Genomic DNA, 22,278 nt, shown 5'->3' with positions numbered 1-22,278 from the left:
ATTACTCACCTTTGCTCTTTGCACTTTTGTTCGCCGGCGACAAGAAGCCTTCCAGCACGATCATCGCCGCCCCCACGCAGATAAAGCTATCCGCCAGGTTGAAGGTCGGGTAGTGCCAGTTGCCCACATAGAAGTCGATAAAATCGACGACGAAGCCGTGCCACAAGCGATCGAACAGGTTGCCGAGCGCTCCACCGATGATAAATGCATAGGCAATGTTGTTCAGTTTTTGCTGCGCCGAACTGCGGTACATCATCACCAGCAGCACCGCCACGATGGCGACGGCAATACCGGCGAAGAACCAGCGCTGCCAACCGCCGTGATCGGCCAGGAAGCTGAATGCGGCACCGTAGTTACGCGCATAAAACAGATTGAACGACGGGATCAGCGGCTGGGACTGGCCCAGCACGAAGTTACCGAGGATCCACTGCTTGCTGGCAAAATCCAGCACCAGCACTACCACTACCAGCCATAGCCAGCGCAAGCCGGTCGAACAAATAGGTTTACTCATCAGGCAAACTTACGCTTTTCGCCGTCGCCGGCTACGTTGACAACACAGCGGCCGCAGAGATCTGCGTGCTCCGCCACCAGGCCGATATCGGTGGTGTAATGCCAGCAGCGCGGGCACTTCTCACCTTCTGCGGTGCTGAAGGCAATTTTCAGGCCTTTCACCAGCTCTGCAGCTTGTGCATCTGCCGGCGCATCGGCCAGAGGTGCAACGCGCGCGCCGGAGGTCAGCAGCACAAAGCGCAGTTCATCCTGCAGGCTATTGAGGCGTTCAGCCAGTTCGCTATCGGCATACAGAGTCACCGCGGCTTCCAGAGAACCGCCGAGACGTTTGTCGGCACGAGCCTGTTCCAGCACCTTGTTCACTTCGCCGCGGACTTTAAGCAGCTCGGCCCAGAAGCTATCGTTCATGCCTTCGCCTTCGGCCAGACCGAACAGGCCGTCGTACCACTCTTCAGTGAATACGTACTGCGCGCGTTTGCCCGGCAGGAAGGCCCAGATTTCATCGGCAGTGAATGACATGATCGGTGCCATCCAGCGAACCAGCGCTTCTGCGATATGGAACAAGGCTGTCTGGCAGCTACGGCGGGCGACGCTGTCGCTCTTCGCGGTGTACTGACGGTCCTTGATGATATCCAGATAGAAGGAGCCCATCTCAACAGAACAGAACTGCATCAGACGCTGTACCACTTCATGGAAATCGTAATTGGCGTAAGCCTTTTCGATATCCTGCTGCGCCGCCAGTGCACGACCCACCGCCCAGCGATCCAGGACTACCATATCTTCCGGTGCCACGCAGTCGGTGCTCGGCTCAAACCCGTTCAGGTTGGCCAGCAGGAAGCGCGCGGTGTTACGGATGCGGCGGTAAGAATCGGCGGAGCGTTTCAGGATCTCGTCCGACACGGCAATTTCACCGGTGTAGTCGGTAGAAGCAACCCACAGGCGCAGGATGTCGCCACCCAGCTTGTTCATCACGTCTTGTGGACTGATGGTATTGCCGATCGACTTGGACATCTTGCGGCCCTGACCGTCCACGGTGAAGCCGTGGGTCAGAACTTCTTTATACGGTGCCTTGCCTTTCATCGCAGTGGAGATCATCAGTGATGACATAAACCAGCCGCGGTGTTGGTCGGAGCCTTCCAGATACATGTCGGCGCCATGGCCATTGAACTCGGGACGAACGTCGACCACGGAAGAGTGGGTCGAACCGGAGTCGAACCAGACGTCCAGGGTGTCAGGTACTTTCACGTAATCGGCAGCATCCGCACCGAGAATGTCGGCCGCGTCCAGATCCCACCACGCCTGAATACCGTCCTGCTCAACGCGCTTGGCCACTTCTTCCATCAGCTCAACGCTGCGTGGGTGCAGTTGCTCGGTGTCTTTGTGCACAAACAGTGACATTGGCACGCCCCAGGTACGCTGACGCGAAATACACCAGTCCGGGCGGTTGGCAACCATGGTTTCGATGCGCGCCTGGCCCCATTCTGGGATCCACTGCACGCCTTTGATCTCTTCCAGCGACTGCTTGCGCAGGCCTTTCTGATCCATGCTGATGAACCATTGAGGGGTCGCGCGGAAGATGATCGGCGTTTTGTGGCGCCAGCAGCACGGGTAGCTGTGAACCAGTTTTTCCACGTGCAGCAATGCGCCTTTCTCGCGCAGCAAGTCAACGATCAAATCGTTGGCCTTGAACACAAATTTGCCATCCAGCAGTGGATGGGTGCCGGTCAGATAGCAGCCGTTCGGCCCTACCGGATTGGCGATTTCCAGACCGTATTTCTGGCTGATGACAAAGTCATCCGGGCCATGGCCACCGGCGGTGTGTACCGCACCGGTACCGGCATCCAGCGTGACGTGCTCACCCATGATCGCCGGTACGTCGAAGCCCATGAACGGGTGTTCGAAACGCATCAGCTCCAGATCGGCACCTTTGCAACTGCCCAGGACTTCCCAATGGGTAATACCCGCGCGTTTCATTACGCTTTCAACCAGCTCAGCCGCCAGGATCAGGCACTGGCCTTCTACCTGTACCAGCTGGTAGGCAAATTCCGGGTGCAGCGAGATGGCGCGGTTAGCCGGCAGCGTCCACGGGGTGGTGGTCCAGATAACCAGAGAAACCGGGCCGTTGAAGCGGGTCACGCCAAATTTAGTCGCTACGGCAGCTGCGTCAACCGCGTGGAAAGCCACATCGATCGACGGCGAAGTTTTGTCGTAATACTCCACTTCCGCTTCCGCCAGGGAAGAACGGCAATCGGTACACCAGTGCACCGGCTTGGCGCCTTTCAGCAGGTGGCCATTGCTGATGATTTTACCCAGCGCGCGGATGATGTTGGCTTCGGTTTTGAAGTCCATGGTCAGGTACGGACGATCCCAGTCACCCAGCACGCCCAGGCGGATGAAGTCTTTCTTCTGGCCTTCAACCTGCTCGGCGGCGTACTCACGGCACTTGATACGGAATTCTGCCGCGGTGAGTTTTTCACCCGGCTTACCGTACAGTTGCTCGACCTTCAGTTCGATCGGCAGGCCGTGGCAGTCCCAACCCGGAATGTAAGGCGAGTCGAAACCGGACATCCCTTTCGACTTGATAATAATGTCTTTGAGAATCTTGTTAACCGAGTGACCAATGTGAATGCTGCCGTTCGCATACGGAGGGCCGTCATGCAGAATGAAGGATTTCTTGCCCTTTTTGGCAGTACGAATCATCCCGTACAGATCCTGTTCATACCAACGTTGCAGCATGCCAGGTTCACGCTTGGCCAGATCGCCGCGCATCGGGAACCCTGTTTCCGGCAAGTTCAGGGTATTCTTGTAGTCACTCATTAGATTCTCGGTTCCGTTTTCGGCTATAGAGATTAAACCGGTGTCTGTAGCCCGAAGAACTTCCGGGCCGTCACCACATCATTGGCGATTTGCTGCTTCAGCGCATCGAGCGAAGCAAAACGCTGTTCATTGCGCAATTTCGCGCGGAGCACCACGTCTATATGGCGCCCGTAAAGATCCATTGTGACATCCAGCAGGTGGACTTCCAGCTGCTGTCGCACGCCGGCAACGGTTGGGCGTGTACCAATATTGGCCACGCCGGGGAGCGGCTGGGGCCCCAGGCCATAAACCTCCACCGCATAGACTCCCTTCACCGGGGCAACCAGGCGTTTCAGCGGCAGGTTGGCGGTGGGAAAGCCGATGGTACGGCCCAGTTCATCGCCGTGTACCACCCGACCAGAAATACTGTACGGATGGCCCAGCAGCGTTTCAGCCAATGCCAGGTCGTCATCGCGCAGCGCATTGCGGATCGCGGTGCTGCTGATGCGTTGATCGCCCTCGCGGAAGGTCGGCGTGCTAATCACTTCAAAACCGTATTCTTTCCCGGCTTTTTGCAATAGCGGAAAATCGCCCTGGCGGGTCGCGCCAAAGCGAAAATCATCCCCGACCATCAGGAATTTCACGCCCAGTTTCTCCACCAGCAGTTCGGCAACAAATGCCTGCGCCGTATTGGCAGCGAAACGCGGGTCGAACTTGACGCACAACAGGTAGTCAACGCCCGCCTGCGCCAGGTATTTGGCCTTGTCACGCAAACGCGTGAGGCGGGCCGGTGCCTTGTCCGCTGCAAACATTTCCAGCGGCTGCGGCTCAAAGATCATGACCATCACTGGCAGCCCGAGGCGTTGCCCCTCTTGTTTCAGCTGCTCCAGCAACGCCTGGTGACCGCGGTGTACGCCGTCAAAGTTGCCGATGGTGAGCACGCAACCATGGTGGCGTGCCCGGATATTGTGAATGCCGCGAATTAGCTCCATAGCTGGCTCAAAACAGTGGAAATCGCCGGATTATACCTTGTACAGCGGTTAAGGTTAACCCGCGATTGGTGCCTTTATGTAATAGACATACCATACCGGAGATAATCTGCAGGTGAAACGCCCTGACCGCAGTTTATCCGGCGCCATCCGTATGATTACCGACTGCGGCCAAGGGGTTGCGGTGACCCTGGCAAATCATTGGTGAATTTTCTCGCGAAACACTGTATTCCCACGACCGAAGCTGGTAAAATCCTGCGCCATCACAACGTAGCAAGTGCCGCCCGTACAAACGGCGCTTATTTGCACAAATTCATTGACAAACGCAGGCCAAAAGGGCATATTCCTCGGCCTTCGAATTGTCCTCAATAGAATATATTTGGGAGTTGTACCTTGGCTAATATCAAGTCAGCTAAGAAACGCGCCGTACAGTCTGAGAAGCGTCGTAAGCATAACGCTAGCGGCCGCTCAATGATGCGTACCTACATCAAGAAAGTAGAAGCTGCTATCGCCACTGGCGACAAAGAAGCTGCGCAAGCTGCTTACGCTGTAATGAAACCAATCGTGGACCGCAAGGCTGCTAAAGGCCTGATCCACAAAAACAAAGCTGCACGCCATAAGTCAAACCTGTCGGCGCGCATCAACGCTTTGTAATAAGCATCGTGTTGTCTGCTTGAAAAAAAACCGGCTCAGGCCGGTTTTTTTACGTCTGCATTACCCGGTCTAGTAAGCAAACAACGCAGAGAAGTCCTTGTTGCACACCCGCTGTACCGCCGGATGCTGGATCATGCGCTCGGCAAAGATGATGTAGTACTCTTCCTGCACGCTATCAATACGTCCAATCTCCACCACGTCATCATCGTTATAGGTATCCTGCGCATACAGCGTCGGCGCAACGAAGATCGCGTTGTGGTACATGCCAAAAGTTTTCATCAGGGCCGCATCATCAAACTCGCCCAGGATCTCCACCTGAATGCCCTGGGTGTTAAACCAGTTCAGCAGTTTACGGCCCAACATTGAACGCCGACCCGGGATCAGCAGTTTTCGCTGTTCCAGACAGGCGGGGAACGGCAGATCCGGTGCCGGTTGGCGGCAGAAGAAGCTGATACCGCATTCACCCAGCTTGAGCGAAAACAACCCTTCCTGCTGGCTGGAATCCACCGGGCAGTCTGAAAGGATCATATCGAGCTTATGCTGACTGAGCTGCTCCAGCAGCATCTCATGCGTCGACTCAAAGCACCGCAGGTGAATTTGCTCATTATCCACCACTACCGCCGTCTCCAGCACCTGGCTCACCAAACGTTTGGACAACGCATCCGCTACCCCGACGTCAAACAGCAGGTTGGATTCCTTGCGGTAATTAACGATATCCAGCATTTCCTGGCTGAGCATAAACATCTTGTCGGCATAGCGAAAAACCAGTTGCCCCAATTCGGATGGCACCAGCCCACGCCCCTGACGCTTGAACAGCTTGCCGTCCAAACGCTCCTCCAACGCTTTGATCTGGCCGGTGATGGTCTGCGGTGTCAGAAACAAGGCTTCGGCGGCGCCGACCACCGAACCTTCCTTGCAGACCTGCCAGAAGTAGTAAAGGTGATTAAAGTTGATATGCGACATCCTCACGAGGTGCTCTCCTTAACATTCCGTCATGGCAAAACTGCGGCCGTAACGAGCGACTAATGTCCTTTCCCTGTTTCAGACAACCTGTTGCTGCATTCGTCCCAAACAGAATGGCCGAAGCTGCGCATATTTTATCCTGCGCAGCTCCGACCAGCTATTGTATTGTAGTGAGTCCCCACGAACAGGGGATCCCCTAAAAGAGTTATCTGACTCGTGGTAACGACATGCGTAACAGACCATACCCGACCACCGCCGCCGTGGTTGACCCAATCAGGATCCCCAGTCGCGAATAGGTGCTCAGTACAACATCCGCATCGCCAAAGGCCAGCGAAGCGATAAATATCGACATGGTGAAACCAATACCACAGAGCACGGAAACGGCAAACACCTGTTTGAAACCAATTCCTTCAGGTAGCCTCGCAATGCCCAGCTTCACTGCCAACAGGCTAAAGGTGAAGATGCCCAACGGCTTACCGATAAACAGGCCTGCCGCAATGCCCACCGGCAACAGTGAGGTCAGCCCGCTCAGTGACACGCCTTGTAATGAAACCCCGGCGTTGGCAAAGGCAAACAGCGGCAGTATCAGGAATGCCACCCACGGATGCAGTTCATGCTCCAGCGTCTCTGACGGCGACGGCCCTTTCTTCACGTTCAGCGGGATCATAAAGCCGATAATAACCCCGGCCAGCGTCGCATGTACCCCGGACTTGAGGATAGCCACCCACAGTACCAGGCCGACAATCATATAAAGCGAGGTTTTGCCCACCCCGCGCCAGTTCATAAACGCCAGCACTGCAATAGAGGCTGCTGCCACGCCCAATGCCGCCATCGAGACTTCGTGGGTATAGAACAGCGCGATAATCACGATGACACCCAGGTCATCGATGATCGCCAGCGCCAACAGGAACACCTTCAGGCTGGTCGGCACGCGGTTACCCAATAGCGCCATCACTCCGAGGGCAAAGGCAATATCGGTTGCCGCCGGGATCGCCCATCCCTGACGAGTAACCTCGTCCGCCCCGTTGAACATCAGGTAAATCAATGCCGGTGCCAGCATGCCGCCCAGTGCGGCGATCGCCGGGAACACGGCCTTGTCACGCCCGGCCAATGAACCTTGCATCAGCTCGCGCTTGACCTCCAGCCCGACCACCAGGAAAAAGATCGCCATCAGGCCGTCGTTAATCCACAACAGCAGTGGCTTGGCAATCTCCAGTGAGGACACTTTCACCATCACAGGCAAATTGAGGAAGGCGTGATAAATCCCCTGGGCTGGGGTATTGGCCATGATCAACGCGATAATCGCGGCTACGATCAGGATAATGCCGCCCGCGGCTTCCTGACGTAAAAATTGACGAATGATGTTGGTCACAATACGTCTCTCCAGAGCAGCGCAAGGCACAGACGGCCCTGCAGACAAAGTAATGGAATGAGTATAGACGCCGAATCACTTCGATAAAATACGTTTATAAATGCTTAAAACATCGTAAAAACCGATCTATAAGCGATTTATATCACACTTTAACCAGGGCTATTGGCGGAGGTTAAGCAATAAAAAACCCCGGTTTTGACGCCGGGGTTATGCAGTACGCTAACGGAAACAGTAGCTTAGCGCGTCAGGTCGTCAAAAAACTTTTTCACCCCGTCGAAGAAGCTCTTCGAACGTGGGCTGTTTTTATCACCGGAAGGGCCACCCAGGCTTTCTTCCAGTTCCTTCAGCAATTGCTTCTGCTTGTCGTTCAGGTTAACCGGAGTTTCTACCACCACACGGCACAGCAGGTCGCCCTGGCTGCCACCACGTACCGATTTGACACCCTTGCCGCGCATGCGGAACAGTTTGCCTGTCTGAGTCTCTGCCGGCACCTTCAGCTTCACACGGCCATCCAGCGTCGGGACTTCAATCTCGCCGCCCAATGCCGCCATCGCGAAGTTAATCGGCACTTCACAGTACAGGTTATTGCCTTCGCGCTCGAAGATAGGGTGCGCTTTCACCTGAACCTGAACGTACAGGTCGCCTGCCGGCGCGCCGTGCTCACCCGCTTCACCCTCACCGGCCAGGCGGATGCGGTCACCGGTATCAACGCCGGCCGGGATTTTCACCGACAGCGTTTTGGCTTTCTCTACCCGGCCATGGCCGTGGCAGCTATTGCATGGGTCTTTGATGATCTGACCACGGCCATGACAGTGCGGACAGGCCTGCTGCACGGTAAAGAAGCCCTGGCGCATCTGCACCTGGCCCTGCCCGTGACAGGTTGGACAGGTCACCGGCGAGCTGCCCGGCTTCGCGCCGCTGCCGTGGCAAACGCCACACTCTTCCAGCGTTGGGATGCGGATCTCTTTGGTCACGCCACGAACCGCTTCCTCGAGGGACAGCTCCATGTTGTAGCGCAGATCGGAACCGCGGCTGGCGCGCTGACGGCGGCCACCACCGAAGATGTCGCCAAATACGTCGCCAAAGATATCGCTGAATTCAGCACCGCCGCCAAACCCGCCGCCGCCCATACCGCCTTGTTCAAAGGCCGCATGGCCGTATTGATCGTAGGCCGCACGTTTTTGAGCGTCAGTCAGGATTTCGTAGGCTTCCTTGATCTCTTTAAACCTGGCTTCGGCGTCTTGCTCCTGGTTGCGGTCAGGATGGAATTTCATCGCCAGACGTTTATACGCCTTTTTGATCTCACGCTCTTCCGCCGTCTTGGAGACGCCGAGAATCTCGTAATAGTCTTTCTTCGCCATTATTTCTGTAACCCTTAACATGCGTGCACGGGCGTAGAGTTGCCTCGACGCCCGTGCTGGTTTGCGGTAACGGCCTCTCGGCCGTTCCGTGCCCGCTTAAGGGCGATTATTTTTTGTCTTTAACTTCTTCGAACTCAGCGTCAACCACGTCGTCGTCTTTCTGAGCCGCGTTGTCAGCACCGGCATCAGCACCTTGCTGAGCCTGCTGCGCCTGAGCCATTTCCAGCAGCTTGCCGGAAACCTGCACCAGAGCCTGGGTCTTCGCTTCGATCTCGGCTTTATCTTCGCCTTTAACCGCTGCTTCCAGATCTTTCAGCGCCACTTCGATAGCCGTTTTGTCTTCCGCCGGCAGTTTATCGCCCGCTTCTTCCAACTGCTTACGAGTGCCGTGGATCAGGTGGTCGGCCTGGTTACGGGTCTGCACCAGCTCTTCGAACTTACGGTCCGCTTCGGCGTTCACTTCGGCATCACGCACCATTTTCTGGATTTCTTCTTCGTTCAGACCGGAAGAAGCCTTGATGGTGATTTTCTGCTCGCGGCCAGTATTCTTGTCTTTGGCAGACACGTGCAGAATACCGTCGGCGTCGATGTCGAAGGTCACTTCGATCTGCGCCATACCGCGTGCAGCAGCCTGGATGCCGTCCAGGTTGAACTGGCCCAGTGACTTGTTATCGTTAGCGCGTTTACGCTCACCCTGCAGCACATGGATGGTTACCGCAGACTGGTTGTCTTCAGCGGTAGAGAACACCTGGCTGTGCTTGGTCGGGATAGTGGTGTTTTTGGTGATCAGCGGAGTCATCACGCTGCCCATGGTTTCGATACCCAGCGACAGCGGGGTAACGTCCAGCAGCAGAACGTCCTTCACATCACCGGCCAACACGCCGCCCTGTACCGCAGCACCCACCGCAACGGCTTCGTCCGGGTTAACGTCTTTACGCGGTTCTTTACCGAAGAAGTCAGCAACTTTCTTCTGAACCATTGGCATACGGGTCTGGCCACCGACCAGGATCACGTCCTGAATGTCGGAAACTGACAGGCCTGCGTCTTTCAGAGCTACTTTCAGCGGCTCGATAGAACGCGCAACCAGATCTTCAACCAGCGACTCGAGTTTTGCACGGGTCACTTTGATGTTCATGTGTTTAGGACCGCTCGCATCTGCAGTGATGTACGGCAGGTTAACGTCGGTCTGCTGAGCAGAAGACAGTTCAATCTTCGCTTTCTCAGCGGCTTCTTTCAGACGCTGCATCGCCAACGGATCGTTGCGCAGATCGAAACCTTGTTCTTTCTTGAACTCTTCCACCAGGTAGTTGATCAGGCGGCTGTCGAAGTCTTCACCACCCAGGTGGGTATCACCGTTGGTTGCCAGAACTTCGAAGGTTTTTTCGCCGTCAACTTCGTCGATTTCGATAATAGAGATATCGAAAGTACCGCCACCCAGGTCATAAACCGCGATGGTACGGTTGCCGACTTCTTTGTCCAGGCCGTAAGCCAGGGCCGCAGCGGTCGGTTCGTTGATGATACGTTTTACTTCCAGACCTGCGATACGGCCGGCGTCTTTGGTCGCCTGACGCTGTGCATCGTTGAAGTATGCAGGTACGGTGATAACCGCTTCAGTTACTGGTTCACCCAGGTAATCTTCAGCCGTTTTCTTCATTTTCTTCAACACTTCAGCAGAGATCTGCGGAGGTGCTACACGCTGGCCTTTCACTTCAACCCATGCGTCGCCGTTATCAGCAGCCACAATTTTGTACGGCATGATGTCTTTATCACGCTGCGCTTCTTCATCCTGGAAGCGACGGCCAATCAGGCGCTTAATCGCAAACAGGGTATTTTGTGGGTTGGTAACAGCCTGACGCTTAGCAGGTTGGCCAACCAGAATTTCACCATCCTGGGTATATGCGATGATCGAAGGTGTAGTACGGTCGCCTTCGCTGTTTTCCAGCACGCGCGCTTTACCACCATCCATAATTGCTACACAAGAGTTGGTAGTACCCAGGTCGATACCAATAATTTTGCCCATCTAAACGTCTCCACTAATAAATTCATATTCGGTCAGGTTGCTAACCTATATGTGGGCAATTTTTTGTTTTTCAACTGCCCAACATTTCAGTCTTAGCCGCGGTCAGCAACTGCGGTTGCAAATAAGATGGGGTCATACAACCGAGCATCAAGGGGCAGGACAAAAAAAAATTCTTTTTTATCGTCACTCAGATCATTGTTTCCTGTTCTGGGGATCATTATGATGCCGCGCGCTCTGATGGAAGTTATCAACTTTTCGGCCATTCAGACCATATATGAATTTACTTCACTGTTTCCGTTAATTTTCTGTTATTGCAGAGGACTTATGCACACCAACAAGTTGGCGAATCCCGGCCCTCTCGGCCTGATGGGCTTCGGGATGACCACCGTCTTGCTGAACCTGCACAACGCGGGCTTTTTCCCATTGAACTCCGCCATTATCAGCATGGGGATTTTCTTCGGTGGACTGGCCCAGATTATGGCCGGCCTGCTGGAATACAAGAAAGGCAACACCTTCGGGATGACGGCCTTTATCTCTTACGGCAGCTTCTGGCTGAGCCTGGTCGGGTTGCTGTTGCTGCCGCGTCTGGGTCTGGCGGAACCGACCGATGCCGGCGTGCTGGGGATTTACCTGGCACTGTGGGGCGTCTTCACGCTGTTCATGTTTTTCGGCACTCTACGCGCCAACCGCGTGCTGCAGTTCGTGTTCGGCAGCCTGACGCTGCTGTTCGCTCTGCTGGCCATCGGTAACATCACCGGCAACCCTGCGCTGCTGAACTTTGCCGGCTACGAAGGCATTATCTGCGGTGCCAGCGCCATTTACCTGGCCATGGCGGAAGTGCTCAACGAGCAGTTTGGCCGCACGGTGCTGCCGATTGGCGAGCCAACAGTCGACAATGTAGAACCAATTCGGGCAGTGGCATAAACGCCACTGGCCTGAAACCAGAAGCCCTGCGGTTGATTGCAGGGCTTTTTTTTCAGCTGTAGGAACCGGCGCGCTGTGCCTTGGTTTCGCTGTTTAGATCGCGATACAGGTAGATCCCCAGCAACAGTCCGATGCCCGACAGCGCCAGTACATAGTAAGCGGGCGCTAACGGGGTTAACTTCATGATCAACGTCACAAATATTGGGGTTAAACCGCCAAAAATGGCGTATGCGACATTATATGAGAACGAAATCCCGGTAAATCGCACTTCCGCCGGAAAAGCCCGCACCATCACGTAGGGGACCGCGCCCACTACGCCTACGCTGAAACCCACCAGCGCGTAGCAGGCAAACAACATTTCCGGGTGTTCGCCCACCGTCCGATAAAATAGCCAACTGCAACCGGCCAGCAGCAGGCTGCCGACGATAAAGGTTTTGCTGGCGCCAAAGCGATCCGCCGACAAGCCGGCGATGATGCAACCGGCGATCAGCATGATGGTGGCGATGCTATTGGCCTGCAGCGATAACGCCGGGGCGATACCAAACTGTTTTTGCAGGTAGGTCGGGGTCATCAGGATCACCACCACAATACCGGCGGACAATAGCCAGGTCAGCAGCATCGACACCACCACTTCCTTGCGATGATTGAGCACCACCGATTTCAACGGCAGCTCTTCTGCCAGGGCCTTACGCGCCTGCATCTCGATGAAGATCGGCGTTTCCTGCAGCCAGCGGCGCAGGTACATCGCCACCAGGCCGAAAATGCCGCCCAGCAGGAACGGGATACGCCAGCCACCGTCAATAATGGTCTGTTGACTGAGCGTGGTGTTGATTACCGTCGCCACCAGCGAGCCCAGCAGGATGCCGACGGTCAGGCCGGCAGTCAGCGTGCCGCAGGCAAAACCGATGCGCCGACGCGGCACGTGTTCAGCCACAAACACCCAGGCCCCCGGCACCTCGCCGCCGATCGCCGCCCCTTGCAGCACACGCATCAGCAGCAGCAATAGCGGTGCGGCAATGCCGATGCTGGCATAGGTCGGTAACAGACCCATCGCCAATGTCGGCAGCGCCATCAGCAAAATACTCAGGCTGAACATTTTTTTGCGGCCGACCAGATCGCCGAAGTGCGCCATCACGATGCCGCCCAGCGGGCGGGCCAGATAACCGGCGGCAAAAATGCCGAAGGTTTGCACCTGACGTAGCCATTCCGGCATATCCGCCGGGAAAAACAGCTCGCCCATCACCGCCGCAAAGAAGACAAAAATGATGAAATCATAGAACTCCAGCGCACCGCCCAGGGCAGCTAACGTCAGAGTTTTGTAGTCTTGCCGGTTTAACCGGCGATTATTATCGTGAGGCATAGGGTACCGTCGGAGGAAACTGTGAAAATAAAAGCCAGCGGCTTTCTGTAAACGAATCCTTACTATAACGGCAAATTATTTTCACACCAGATCGGCTAGCGCTAATCTCACAAAAGGCTGAAATTTAGAGGTTTATCTCGCGACGCGCATTCTTCGGACGAAATGCTGCTACCACTGCCGCCTCGGTTTCCACATAGGGCCCCTCAAGCAACTGTATGCAGTACGGCACGCTGGCGAAGATGCCATGCACCACCACCTTGCCCTGCTCGTCCTTAACCCCTTCCAGCGTTTCCTTGATCGACTTGGGTTGCCCCGGCAGGTTGATGATCAATGCCTGCTTGCGGATTGCCCCCACCTGACGTGAAAGAATGGCCGTTGGCACATAGTGTAGGCTGATTTGACGCATTTGCTCGCCGAAGCCGGGCATCACGCGATCGGCAATGGCCAAGGTAGCGTCAGGCGTCACGTCGCGGCGCGCGGGGCCGGTACCACCGGTGGTCAGCACCAGATGGCAGCCCATTTCATCCACCAGCTCACACAGGGTTTGTTCGATCAACGTCTGCTCATCGGGGATCAGGCGGGTCTCCAGCTTAAACGGAGTGCTCAGCGCGCCAGTCAGCCATTCCTCCAGCGCCGGTATCCCTTTGTCCTGGTAAACGCCGCCGGAAGCGCGGTCAGAAACGGAAACCAAACCAATACGTAATATGTCCATGCGTAACCTCTACAGCCTGATGGGGTTCGGACGGGTTCGCTTCCCGCCCTATTTTCAATCTTGAGAGTATAAAGTGTCTGCCTGCCTGCGGGATCTGCAGGCATAAAAAAAGGCGGCCTAAGCCACCTTTTTCTGCGCTGATTGCCGGAATTACAGCAGATCGGCGATCATTTTTTCCAGCTTGCCCTGGTCTACGGCAAACTTGCGGATACCGTCGGTCAGTTTCTCAACTGCCATTGGATCCTGGTTGTGCTGCCAGTAGAACTCAGGCTCGGTCAAAGCGGCAGGACGCGCTTGCACTTCGCCGGTGTAGGCCAGTTTACGCTCCAGTGTACCTTCGCTCTCTGCCAGCTCTTTCAGCAGTGCAGGGGCGATGGTCAGGCGGTCACAACCGGCCAGTTCGATGATTTCGCCAACGTTACGGAAGCTGGCGCCCATCACCACGGTTTTGAAACCGTGCTGTTTGTAATACTGGTAGATCTCGGTAACGGAAACCACACCTGGATCTTCGTTTGGCGCGAACTCTTTCTTGTCGCCATTGGCTTTGTACCAGTCGAGGATACGGCCAACAAACGGAGAGATCAGGTAAACGCCGGCTTCGGCGCAGGCACGGGCCTGAGCAAAGGAGAACAGCAGCGTCAGGTTACAGTTGATGCCTTCTTTTTCCAGCTGTTCCGCAGCGCGGATACCCTGCCAGGTAGAGGCCAGTTTGATCAGGATGCGATCGTTGCTGATGCCGGCATCGTTGTACAGTTTGATCAGGCGCTTGGCCTTGGCAACGCTGGCTACGGTGTCGTAAGACAGACGTGCGTCCACTTCGGTGGAGATGCGGCCTGGAACCAGCTTCAGGATTTCCAGACCAATGTTAACGGCCAGCTTGTCAGCGGCATCGGCGATCTGCTGTTCGCGATCGCTGCTCTGCTCACGTGCCCAGGCAATGGCTTCGTCAATCAGTTTGCGGTATTCAGGAATTTGGGCTGCATTGAGGATCAGCGAAGGGTTGGTCGTAGCATCTTGCGGTTGATACAGCTTCATAGCCGCGATATCGCCCGTATCTGCAACCACGGTAGTCAGTTGGCGCAGGGAAGTTAATTTATCGGTCATGTTGGCATTATCTCATCGTGTGTGCATGAACTTTTGGCATCGTTCAACCATGCCCTGCCCTGATAATAACATGCGCAAGGCCCGGTGCAAGGCTGGAAAATCACGCCCCGGCGGTGCTGGTTTTATCCTTGAGCGAGCAACCGTTTACGCTGCTATCTTTCGTCATTCCCGAGCTGATGAAAAGGCAATAACGTGCTATCGCTTGAATAAATTATGTTAAATTCGCGAAAATTAATGCAATAGGTTTCGAAATCTGAGAAAAGTCTCAATTGCTCGGAACCGGGCTGATTTCAGCTAAGCTCTTGTAAAAACTCAGTCAATATATTTTCACCCGCGGTGGATACGGCGCGGTGCGCAACAAATTTCAACAAGGAGGGATCCGTGACGGACCTGATAAATTTTATAAATAATATTTTGTGGGGTTCGGTACTGATTTATTTGCTGCTCGGTACCGGTATTTATTTCACCCTGCGCACGCGTTTTATCCAGGTTCGCCATTTTGGCCACATGTTCTCGCTGCTGAAAAACAGCAACAAGAGCGACAGCGCAGGTATCTCCTCCTTTCAGGCCTTGTGTACTACCCTCGCCGCTCGCGTCGGTACCGGTAACCTGACCGGCGTGGCCATTGCCCTCACCGCCGGTGGCCCCGGTGCCATCTTCTGGATGTGGGTAGTGGCCTTTATCGGCATGGCCACCTCCTTTGTGGAAAGCAGTCTGGCACAGCTCTACAAAACCAAAGACGACCAAGGTAACTACCGCGGCGGCCCGGCCTATTATATGGAGAAAGGGCTGGGCATGCGCTGGATGGGCGTGCTGTTCTCAATCTTCCTGATCATCGCCTTCGGCCTGGTGTTCAACGCCGTACAGGCCAACTCCATCGCCCAGGCTTCCGCCGTCGCTTTCCACGTTAAACCGCTGTATGTCGGTATCGGCCTGGTGGTCCTGAGCGGTATCGTGATTTTCGGCGGCATTCGTTCCGTGGCCCGCGTGGCCGAACTGGTGGTGCCGCTGATGGCCGCAGCCTATTTACTGCTGGCCCTGTGGGTGATTGGCCATAACATTGAACATATGCCGGCGATCCTCTCGCTGGTGGTGAAAAGCGCCTTCGGGCTGCAGGAAGCGGCGGCCGGTGCCGTCGGCTACGGTATTTCGCAGGCGATGACTCAGGGTGTACAGCGCGGCCTGTTCTCCAACGAAGCCGGTATGGGTTCTGCGCCCAATGCGGCGGCATCAGCCTCACCTTACCCACCGCATCCGGCCTCGCAGGGCTATGTGCAGATGCTTGGGGTGTTTGTCGACACTATCGTGATTTGTAGTGCAACTGCCGCCATCATTCTGTCCTCCGGCGTATTGGATCAACCGGTGGACAACATCAGCGGTATCGACATGACCCAGCGCGCGCTGTCCGCTGCCGTCGGCAGTTGGGGCTCGCCCTTTGTCGCCATCGCCATTTTCTTCTTCGCCTTTACCTCGATTATCGCCAACTACGCCTATGCCGAAAGCAATCTGGTGTTCCTGGAGCGCAACCACCCGGCCGGCCTGTTGATTTTCCGTTGCGCCGCACTGGGTATGGTGATGTTTGGTGCGTTGGCCGAATTGCCGGTGGTATGGAAAATGGCCGATACCTCTATGGCGTTGATGGCTATCACCAACCTGACGGCGATCCTGCTGCTGTCACGCGTTGCGTTGAAATTGGCTAACGATTACCACCGTCAGCGAACGCTGGGAAGATTGCCCACTTTTGACGCCAACCGCTTCCCCGAGCTGAAATCTCAGCTTGAACCGGGCGTGTGGGACAAAAATTAATTTTTGCGGGCGCGTCAAACGCGCGCCCTGCCTATCAGACCCATTGACCCTTTTTCCCGCGCTTTTTGCTACAGTAGCGGTTCTTGGAAAAACAGGATCTGGCCATGCTCGTTATTATTTCACCTGCAAAAACTCTTGATTACGAAAGCCCACTGGCAACCGAACGCTTCACCCAGCCGGAACTGCTGGATAAATCGAAGCAGTTGATCAAAATCTGCCGCGATCTGACGCCGGTACAAATCTCCAAGCTGATGGGCATCAGCGATAAACTGGCCGGCCTGAACGCCGCTCGGTTTGGCGACTGGCAACCGAAATTCACCCCGGACAATGCCCGCCAGGCCCTGCTGGCGTTTAAAGGCGACGTTTATACCGGCCTGCACGCGCAGGACTTCAGCGAAGATGACTTTGATTTCGCCCAACAGCATCTGCGTATGCTGTCCGGGCTGTACGGCGTGCTGCGCCCGCTTGATCTGATGATGCCTTACCGTCTGGAGATGGGCATCAAACTGGACAATGCCAAGGGCAAGGATTTGTACAGTTTCTGGGGCGAGCAAATCACCAAAAAACTTAATGAAGCGCTGGAGCAACAAGGTGACGATGTGGTGGTCAACCTGGCTTCCGACGAATACTTCAAATCGGTGAAACCGGCTAAACTGCACGGCGAGCTGATTAAACCGGTGTTCCTCGACGAGAAAAACGGCAAATACAAAGTGATCAGCTTCTACGCCAAGAAGGCGCGCGGACTGATGAGCCGCTTTATCATCAAAAATCGTCTGACGCAGCGCGAACAACTGCTTGATTTCAATCTGGAAGGCTACGCATTTGACGAAGCCAATTCCCAAGGCAACGAGCTGGTGTTCAAACGCCCAGAGCAGTGAAACTCCCGCCCATAAAAAAGCCGTCACAATGACGGCTTTTCGCTTTTATCGGGCCGATAAAATTCAGGCTGGCAAGGCCATCAGGAACTTGCGTAGTTCGCCAAAGCCGGCGGGCAGGTTGTGAGACAGCAGCGGCAAATCAGCACGCAGTGCCAGCGCCTTCGGCAGTGGCAATTCCTGGCCGAGAATGTCCTCGACGCTCTCTTTGAATTTGGCCGGATGCGCGGTGCCGAGGAACAGACCAAACTCCCCTTCCTGCAACTGGTCACGCAACGCGCGGTAAGCAATCGCCGCGTGCGGCTCGGAGAGATAACCCAACTTCGCCAGTTCACGCATAGTATCTTTGGTGGTTTCGTCACTGACCGTGGCATGGCCCAGCTCTTTCAACTGCCAAATCTTACGGCGGAACAGCTCTTCAACCCGTGGCCAGTTGTTCGGCTGGCTGACATCCATCGCATTAGACAGCGTAGCCACCGTGGCATGAGGCTGCCACTGACCGTTAGTCAGGAAGCGCGGCACGGTGTCGTTGGCATTGGTCGCGGCGATAAAACGCTTCACCGGCAGGCCCAGTGACTTGGCCAGCAGCCCGGCGGTCAGATCGCCGAAGTTGCCGCTGGGTACTGAAATCACCAACTGGTTGCGTGCTTCCTGTGGCAATTGCGCAACCGCTTCGAAGTAATAACAAATCTGCGCCAGCAGGCGGCTGATGTTAATCGAGTTGGCCGAGTTCAGGTGCAGGGCTTCTTTCAATTCCTGATCGTCAAATGCCTGCTTCACCAATGCCTGGCAGGCGTCAAAATCGCCGTCAATCGCCACGGTATGGATGTTGCCACCCAGGGTGCAGAACAGTTTTTCCTGCAGCGGGCTGATTTTGCCCTGTGGATACAGGATCACCACACGCACATTCTTCAGGCCGTAGAAAGCATGGGCCACCGCCGCGCCGGTATCACCGGAGGTCGCGGTCAGGATAGTGACCGGCTGATCGCCCGCCACTTCCGCCAGCATTTGCGCCATAAAGCGGCCGCCGAAGTCTTTAAACGCCAGCGTTGGGCCGTGGAACAACTCCAGGCAGGCGATATCATCTTCAACTTGCGCTACCGGTGCCGGAAACTCAAAGGCCGCCGCCACACGCTTATGCAATGCTTCTTCAGAAACTTCATCGCCAATAAATGCCGACAGGATACGGCTGCTGCGCGTGACAAAATCCTGTTCCAGCAGATGGTCGATTTCGGTCAGTTCAAACTCCGGCAGATCCAGCGGGAAAAACAGCCCTTGCTGTTTGCCCAGGCCCTGTTTGATCGCCTGTGTGAAGCTGACCTGCTCGTTATGATCCTTAAGGTTGTACAGTTTCATGCGTTATCCCAGTAGTCGTGCGCCTGCGGTATCCAGGCGGCAAATATGAACAAAACCTTCGTCGTTTTGCAGATAGTGATTAGTCAGCCAGTCGGCCATGCGTTGCGCCGTTGCGCCGTCATCACAAACGGCGAACAGCGTCGGGCCGGAACCGGAAATACCGCAAGCCAAGGCACCGATATCCTGAGCGGCTTTGCGTGCGTCGGCAAAACCCGGCAACAGGCGGGTGCGGTACGGCTCGGCAATCACGTCCTGCATCAGTTTGGCGGCCAGGCGCGGTTGTTGGGTATGGCAGGCATGGATAAAGCCCGCCAGATAGCGACCGTGGCTGATACAGTCCTGACGACGATACTGCGCGGGCAGGATCGCACGCGCTTCGGCGGTGGATACCTTGATGCCCGGATAGGCCATCACCCACAGCCAGTCTTTAAAGCATGGCACTTCCTGGCTGATGAAGCCTTCTTCTTCCAACATCAACTGCAGGCCGCCGAGGTAGCAAGGCGCTACGTTATCGTAATGCACGCTACCGGAGATGCGGCCTTCCAACTCGCCCATCAGGCCCAGCAGCGTCATTTTATCCAGCGGGCGGTTGCAGAACTCGTTCATCGCCATCAACCCGGCGACCACCGAGCAGGCACTGGATCCCAGACCTGAACCGATCGGCATATTTTTCTCGAGTCGCATCGCCACCGGGATCTGCTGACCGATTTCCTGGCAGAAGCGCTCCCAACATTGGTAAACGATGTTCTCTTTCGGATCGTCCGGCAGCTTGCTGACGAAGCGACCGGCATTTTGCAAACTGAACGTTTCGGCGGCCTCTACACTGACGCAGTCGCCCAGCAAGGTACCGTCAATCGGCGACACCGCTGCACCCAGAACGTCGAAACCGACGCTGACGTTACCAATTGAGGCCGGCGCATACACCTTAACCATATTAAACTCCCAACTTCCATGACAGTGTGCGCAACAGGTCGGCAAATACCCCTGCGGCGGTCACATCGTTACCGGCACCGTAGCCGCGCAGCACCAGTGGCAATGGCTGATAGTAGCGGCTGTAGAAAGCCAGGGCGTTCTCGCCGTTCTTCACTTTATACAACGGATCGTTACCGTCTACCGCATCTATACGCACCTGACAGCGGCCATTTTCGATCGCCCCGACATAGCGCAGCACCTTACCCTGCTCGGTGGCATTGGCCACGTTGCGGGCGTACTCTTTATCCAGCTCCGGCAGGCGCGCCATAAAGGTTTCCACGTCGCCGGAAGCGTCAAAGGAAGGTGGCAGCACCGACTCAACTTCGATATCGGCCAACTCCAGTTTGTAACCCGCCTCACGCGCCAGGATCAGCAGCTTGCGCGCCACATCCATACCGGAAAGATCGTCACGCGGATCCGGCTCGGTATAGCCCTTGGCTTTGGCCTCCAGGGTCGCGGCCGACAGCGACATGCCCTCATCGAGCTTACCGAAAATAAACGACAGCGAACCGGACAGAATGCCAGAGAAGCGTGTCAGCTCATCACCGGCGTTCAGCAGGTTTTGCAGGTTTTCGATCACCGGCAACCCCGCACCGACGTTGGTATCGTACAGGAACTTGCGACGTGAACCGGCAGCGGCGGTGCGCAGTTGTTGGTAATAGTTCATCGACGAAGTGTTGGCCTTTTTGTTCGGCGTCACCACGTGGAAACCATCGGCCAGGAAATCGGCGTATTGATCGGCCACCGCCTGGCTGGAGGTGCAATCGACAATCACCGGATTCAGCAGGTGGTACTCCTTCACCAGGCGGATCAGACGGCCAAGGTTGAATGGCTCCTGCGCACCGGCCAGTTCATCACGCCAGCTATCCAGCGCGATGCCGTGTATGTTGGTCAACATGGCGCGTGAATTGGCAATGCCGCACACCCGCAGGTCGATATGCTTTTGCTTCAGCCACGGCTGTTGACGGTAGATCTGTTCGATCAACGCACCGCCGACGCCGCCAACGCCGATAACAAACACTTCAATCACCTGATCGGTGTTAAACAGCATCTGGTGACAGACGCGAACCCCGGTAGTCGCCGAGTCGTTGCTGACCACCACCGAGATGGAACGTTCGGAGGACCCCTGGGCAATAGCGACAATATTGATGTTGGCGCGCGCCAGGGCGGAGAAGAAGCTGGCCGAAATACCGCGCAGGGTGCGCATGCCATCGCCGACGACCGAGATAATCGCCAACTGCTCCATCACGTCCAGCGGCTCCAGCAGGCCATCTTTCAATTCAAGATAGAATTCGTCTTCCAGTGCGCGACGGGCACGCTGCAGCTCACTCTGCGGTACGCAGAAGCTGATGCTGTATTCGGAAGAGGACTGGGTGATCAACACCACTGAGATTCCGGCACGGGACATCACGGCAAACACGCGTGCCGCCATGCCGACCATGCCCTTCATCCCTGGCCCGGAGACGTTGATCATCGCCATGTTATTGAGATTGGTGATGCCCTTCACCGGGGTATCGGTATCCAGATTTTCGCCGCCAATCAGCGTGCCTGGGGCCTGCGGGTTGGCGGTATTTTTGATCAGGCAAGGGATTTGGAACTGGGCAATGGGAGCGATAGTACGGGGGTGAAGCACGCTGGCGCCGAAGTAGGAAAGCTCCATAGCTTCCTGATACGACATCGATTTCAGCAACCTGGCGTCTGGCACGGTACGAGGATCGCAGGTATAAACGCCGTCGACGTCGGTCCAGATCTCACAGCAGTCGGCGCGCAGGCAGGCAGCCAGTACCGCAGCAGAGTAGTCGGAGCCGTTACGGCCCAGCACCACCAGTTCCCCTTTATCGTTACCGGCGGTGAAACCGGCCATCAGCACGATGTGATCCGCCGGGATTGCTGCGGCGGCGATGCGCAGTGTGGATTCGGCAATGTCTACCGTGGACTCCAGGTAATGCCCCTGCGCCAGCAGTTTCTCCACCGGGTTTATCACCGTAACCGGGAAGCCTTTGGCGCGAAACACCCCTTCCATGATGGCGATAGAGAGCTTCTCACCGCGGCAGATGATAGCCGCATTCACGCTATCCGGGCATTGCCCCAGCAGCGCAACGCCATGCAGTACCTGTTTAAGTTGGGAAAGCTCCTGGTCGACCAGCGTCTTGAGACGATCGTATTCAAAGCCGGGCAACGCCTGTGCCAGACCGCTCAGCAGGTCGGCAAAGATGCGTTCTGCATCGCTCATATTTGGCAGAATGTCCTGCCCCGCTACCGTTTTATCAATCATCGCAACCAGGTGGTTGGTGATTTTAGCCGGAGCGGACAAGACCGTGGCCACCTGTCCCTGACGTGCGTTACTTTCCATGATGTCGGCGACGCGCAGAAAACGTTCTGCATTCGCTACCGAGGTTCCGCCAAATTTCAGCACTCGCATTTCTTGTCTCTCCCGAATTTAAGCCGAAAAAAAAAGCCCGCACTGGTTAGGTGCGGGCTTTTTTCTTTTGTTTCCTGTACGC

17 protein-coding genes and 1 other annotated feature (1 of these 18 running past the window's edge) are annotated in these 22,278 nt (G+C 55.8%); of the genes, 4 read left to right on the top strand and 13 right to left on the bottom strand.

Features of this window, described 5'->3' with window-relative positions:
• Position 1: 1 nt before the first annotated feature.
• Genes lspA through ribF form a run of 3 tightly spaced genes read right to left on the bottom strand, consistent with a single transcriptional unit; the run spans position 2 to position 4,298 of the window.
• Positions 2-511, bottom strand: coding sequence for a signal peptidase II (lspA, locus tag M2406_RS12140; protein ID WP_012005150.1), 510 nt, complete (start codon positions 509-511; stop codon positions 2-4).
• Positions 511-3,327 (bottom strand): isoleucine--tRNA ligase, encoded by a 2,817-nt coding sequence (gene ileS / locus M2406_RS12135; RefSeq protein WP_259190182.1) that lies wholly within the window; start codon positions 3,325-3,327, stop codon positions 511-513. Before ileS ends, lspA begins: the two co-directional genes overlap by 1 nt.
• A gap of 32 nt (positions 3,328-3,359) precedes the next feature.
• Complete coding sequence (gene ribF, locus M2406_RS12130) at positions 3,360-4,298, bottom strand: bifunctional riboflavin kinase/FAD synthetase (protein ID WP_012005148.1); 939 nt, start codon at positions 4,296-4,298, stop codon at positions 3,360-3,362.
• Positions 4,299-4,688: 390 nt separating this feature from the next.
• On the opposite strand from ribF, the gene rpsT reads away from it, so the two are divergent.
• Positions 4,689-4,949: a 30S ribosomal protein S20 gene (rpsT, locus tag M2406_RS12125; protein WP_012005147.1), complete on the top strand. Its 261-nt coding sequence runs from the start codon at positions 4,689-4,691 to the stop codon at positions 4,947-4,949.
• 69 nt (positions 4,950-5,018) lie between these two features.
• On the opposite strand, the gene nhaR is transcribed toward rpsT, so the two are convergent.
• From nhaR to dnaK, 4 genes are all read right to left on the bottom strand, one after another.
• On the bottom strand, positions 5,019-5,918 hold the full coding sequence (gene nhaR, locus M2406_RS12120) for a transcriptional activator NhaR (protein ID WP_004950031.1): 900 nt from the start codon (positions 5,916-5,918) through the stop codon (positions 5,019-5,021).
• A 199-nt stretch (positions 5,919-6,117) separates the two neighbouring features.
• Positions 6,118-7,284, bottom strand: a complete 1,167-nt coding sequence (nhaA, locus tag M2406_RS12115) for a Na+/H+ antiporter NhaA (protein ID WP_041418458.1) — start codon at positions 7,282-7,284, stop codon at positions 6,118-6,120.
• Positions 7,285-7,520: 236 nt separating this feature from the next.
• Complete coding sequence (gene dnaJ / locus M2406_RS12110; protein WP_259190180.1) at positions 7,521-8,645, bottom strand: molecular chaperone DnaJ; 1,125 nt, start codon at positions 8,643-8,645, stop codon at positions 7,521-7,523.
• A gap of 106 nt (positions 8,646-8,751) precedes the next feature.
• Positions 8,752-10,665: a molecular chaperone DnaK gene (dnaK, locus tag M2406_RS12105; protein ID WP_259190179.1), complete on the bottom strand. Its 1,914-nt coding sequence runs from the start codon at positions 10,663-10,665 to the stop codon at positions 8,752-8,754.
• Positions 10,666-10,989: 324 nt separating this feature from the next.
• On the opposite strand from dnaK, the gene satP reads away from it, so the two are divergent.
• Entirely contained in the window at positions 10,990-11,589 is a 600-nt protein-coding gene (gene satP, locus M2406_RS12100) for an acetate uptake transporter (protein ID WP_012005143.1), read from the top strand.
• A 52-nt stretch (positions 11,590-11,641) separates the two neighbouring features.
• Here the strand turns inward: satP and M2406_RS12095 are convergent, their stop codons facing one another.
• The 3 genes from M2406_RS12095 to tal all read right to left on the bottom strand — a co-directional run bounded on the left by M2406_RS12095 (position 11,642) and on the right by tal (position 14,765).
• A complete protein-coding gene (locus M2406_RS12095) occupies positions 11,642-12,949 on the bottom strand; it encodes an MFS transporter (protein WP_259190178.1) in 1,308 nt (435 codons plus the stop codon).
• A 124-nt stretch (positions 12,950-13,073) separates the two neighbouring features.
• Complete coding sequence (gene mog / locus M2406_RS12090; protein WP_017891557.1) at positions 13,074-13,661, bottom strand: molybdopterin adenylyltransferase; 588 nt, start codon at positions 13,659-13,661, stop codon at positions 13,074-13,076.
• A 150-nt stretch (positions 13,662-13,811) separates the two neighbouring features.
• Positions 13,812-14,765, bottom strand: a complete 954-nt coding sequence (gene tal, locus M2406_RS12085; RefSeq protein WP_012005140.1) for a transaldolase — start codon at positions 14,763-14,765, stop codon at positions 13,812-13,814.
• Between the two features lie 381 nt (positions 14,766-15,146).
• Between tal and M2406_RS12080 the strand changes: the two genes are divergently transcribed.
• Complete coding sequence (locus M2406_RS12080; protein WP_012005139.1) at positions 15,147-16,571, top strand: sodium:alanine symporter family protein; 1,425 nt, start codon at positions 15,147-15,149, stop codon at positions 16,569-16,571.
• A 104-nt stretch (positions 16,572-16,675) separates the two neighbouring features.
• Positions 16,676-17,449 carry a peroxide stress protein YaaA gene (yaaA, locus tag M2406_RS12075; protein ID WP_017891555.1) on the top strand — a complete coding sequence of 258 codons (774 nt, stop codon included), beginning with the start codon at positions 16,676-16,678 and terminating at the stop codon, positions 17,447-17,449.
• 63 nt (positions 17,450-17,512) lie between these two features.
• On the opposite strand, the gene thrC is transcribed toward yaaA, so the two are convergent.
• From thrC to thrA, 3 genes are read right to left on the bottom strand one after another with little or no spacing between them, the layout of a single operon-like run.
• The gene (thrC, locus tag M2406_RS12070; RefSeq protein WP_012005137.1) at positions 17,513-18,802 is read right to left on the bottom strand and encodes a threonine synthase; all 1,290 of its coding nucleotides are present in this window, start codon (positions 18,800-18,802) and stop codon (positions 17,513-17,515) included.
• Positions 18,803-18,805: 3 nt separating this feature from the next.
• The gene (thrB, locus tag M2406_RS12065; RefSeq protein WP_012005136.1) at positions 18,806-19,735 is read right to left on the bottom strand and encodes a homoserine kinase; all 930 of its coding nucleotides are present in this window, start codon (positions 19,733-19,735) and stop codon (positions 18,806-18,808) included.
• 1 nt (position 19,736) lies between these two features.
• A complete protein-coding gene (gene thrA, locus M2406_RS12060) occupies positions 19,737-22,196 on the bottom strand; it encodes a bifunctional aspartate kinase/homoserine dehydrogenase I (protein WP_259190176.1) in 2,460 nt (819 codons plus the stop codon).
• 26 nt (positions 22,197-22,222) lie between these two features.
• Positions 22,223-22,278: a sequence feature (Thr leader region), on the bottom strand (it continues 63 nt past the right edge of the window).

This window comes from Serratia sp. BIGb0163 (assembly GCF_024809935.1).
GTDB lineage: Bacteria > Pseudomonadota > Gammaproteobacteria > Enterobacterales > Enterobacteriaceae > Serratia > Serratia quinivorans.
The sequence above is the reverse complement of the archived record's forward strand: the minus strand, read 5'-3'. Positions and strand labels throughout refer to the sequence as shown.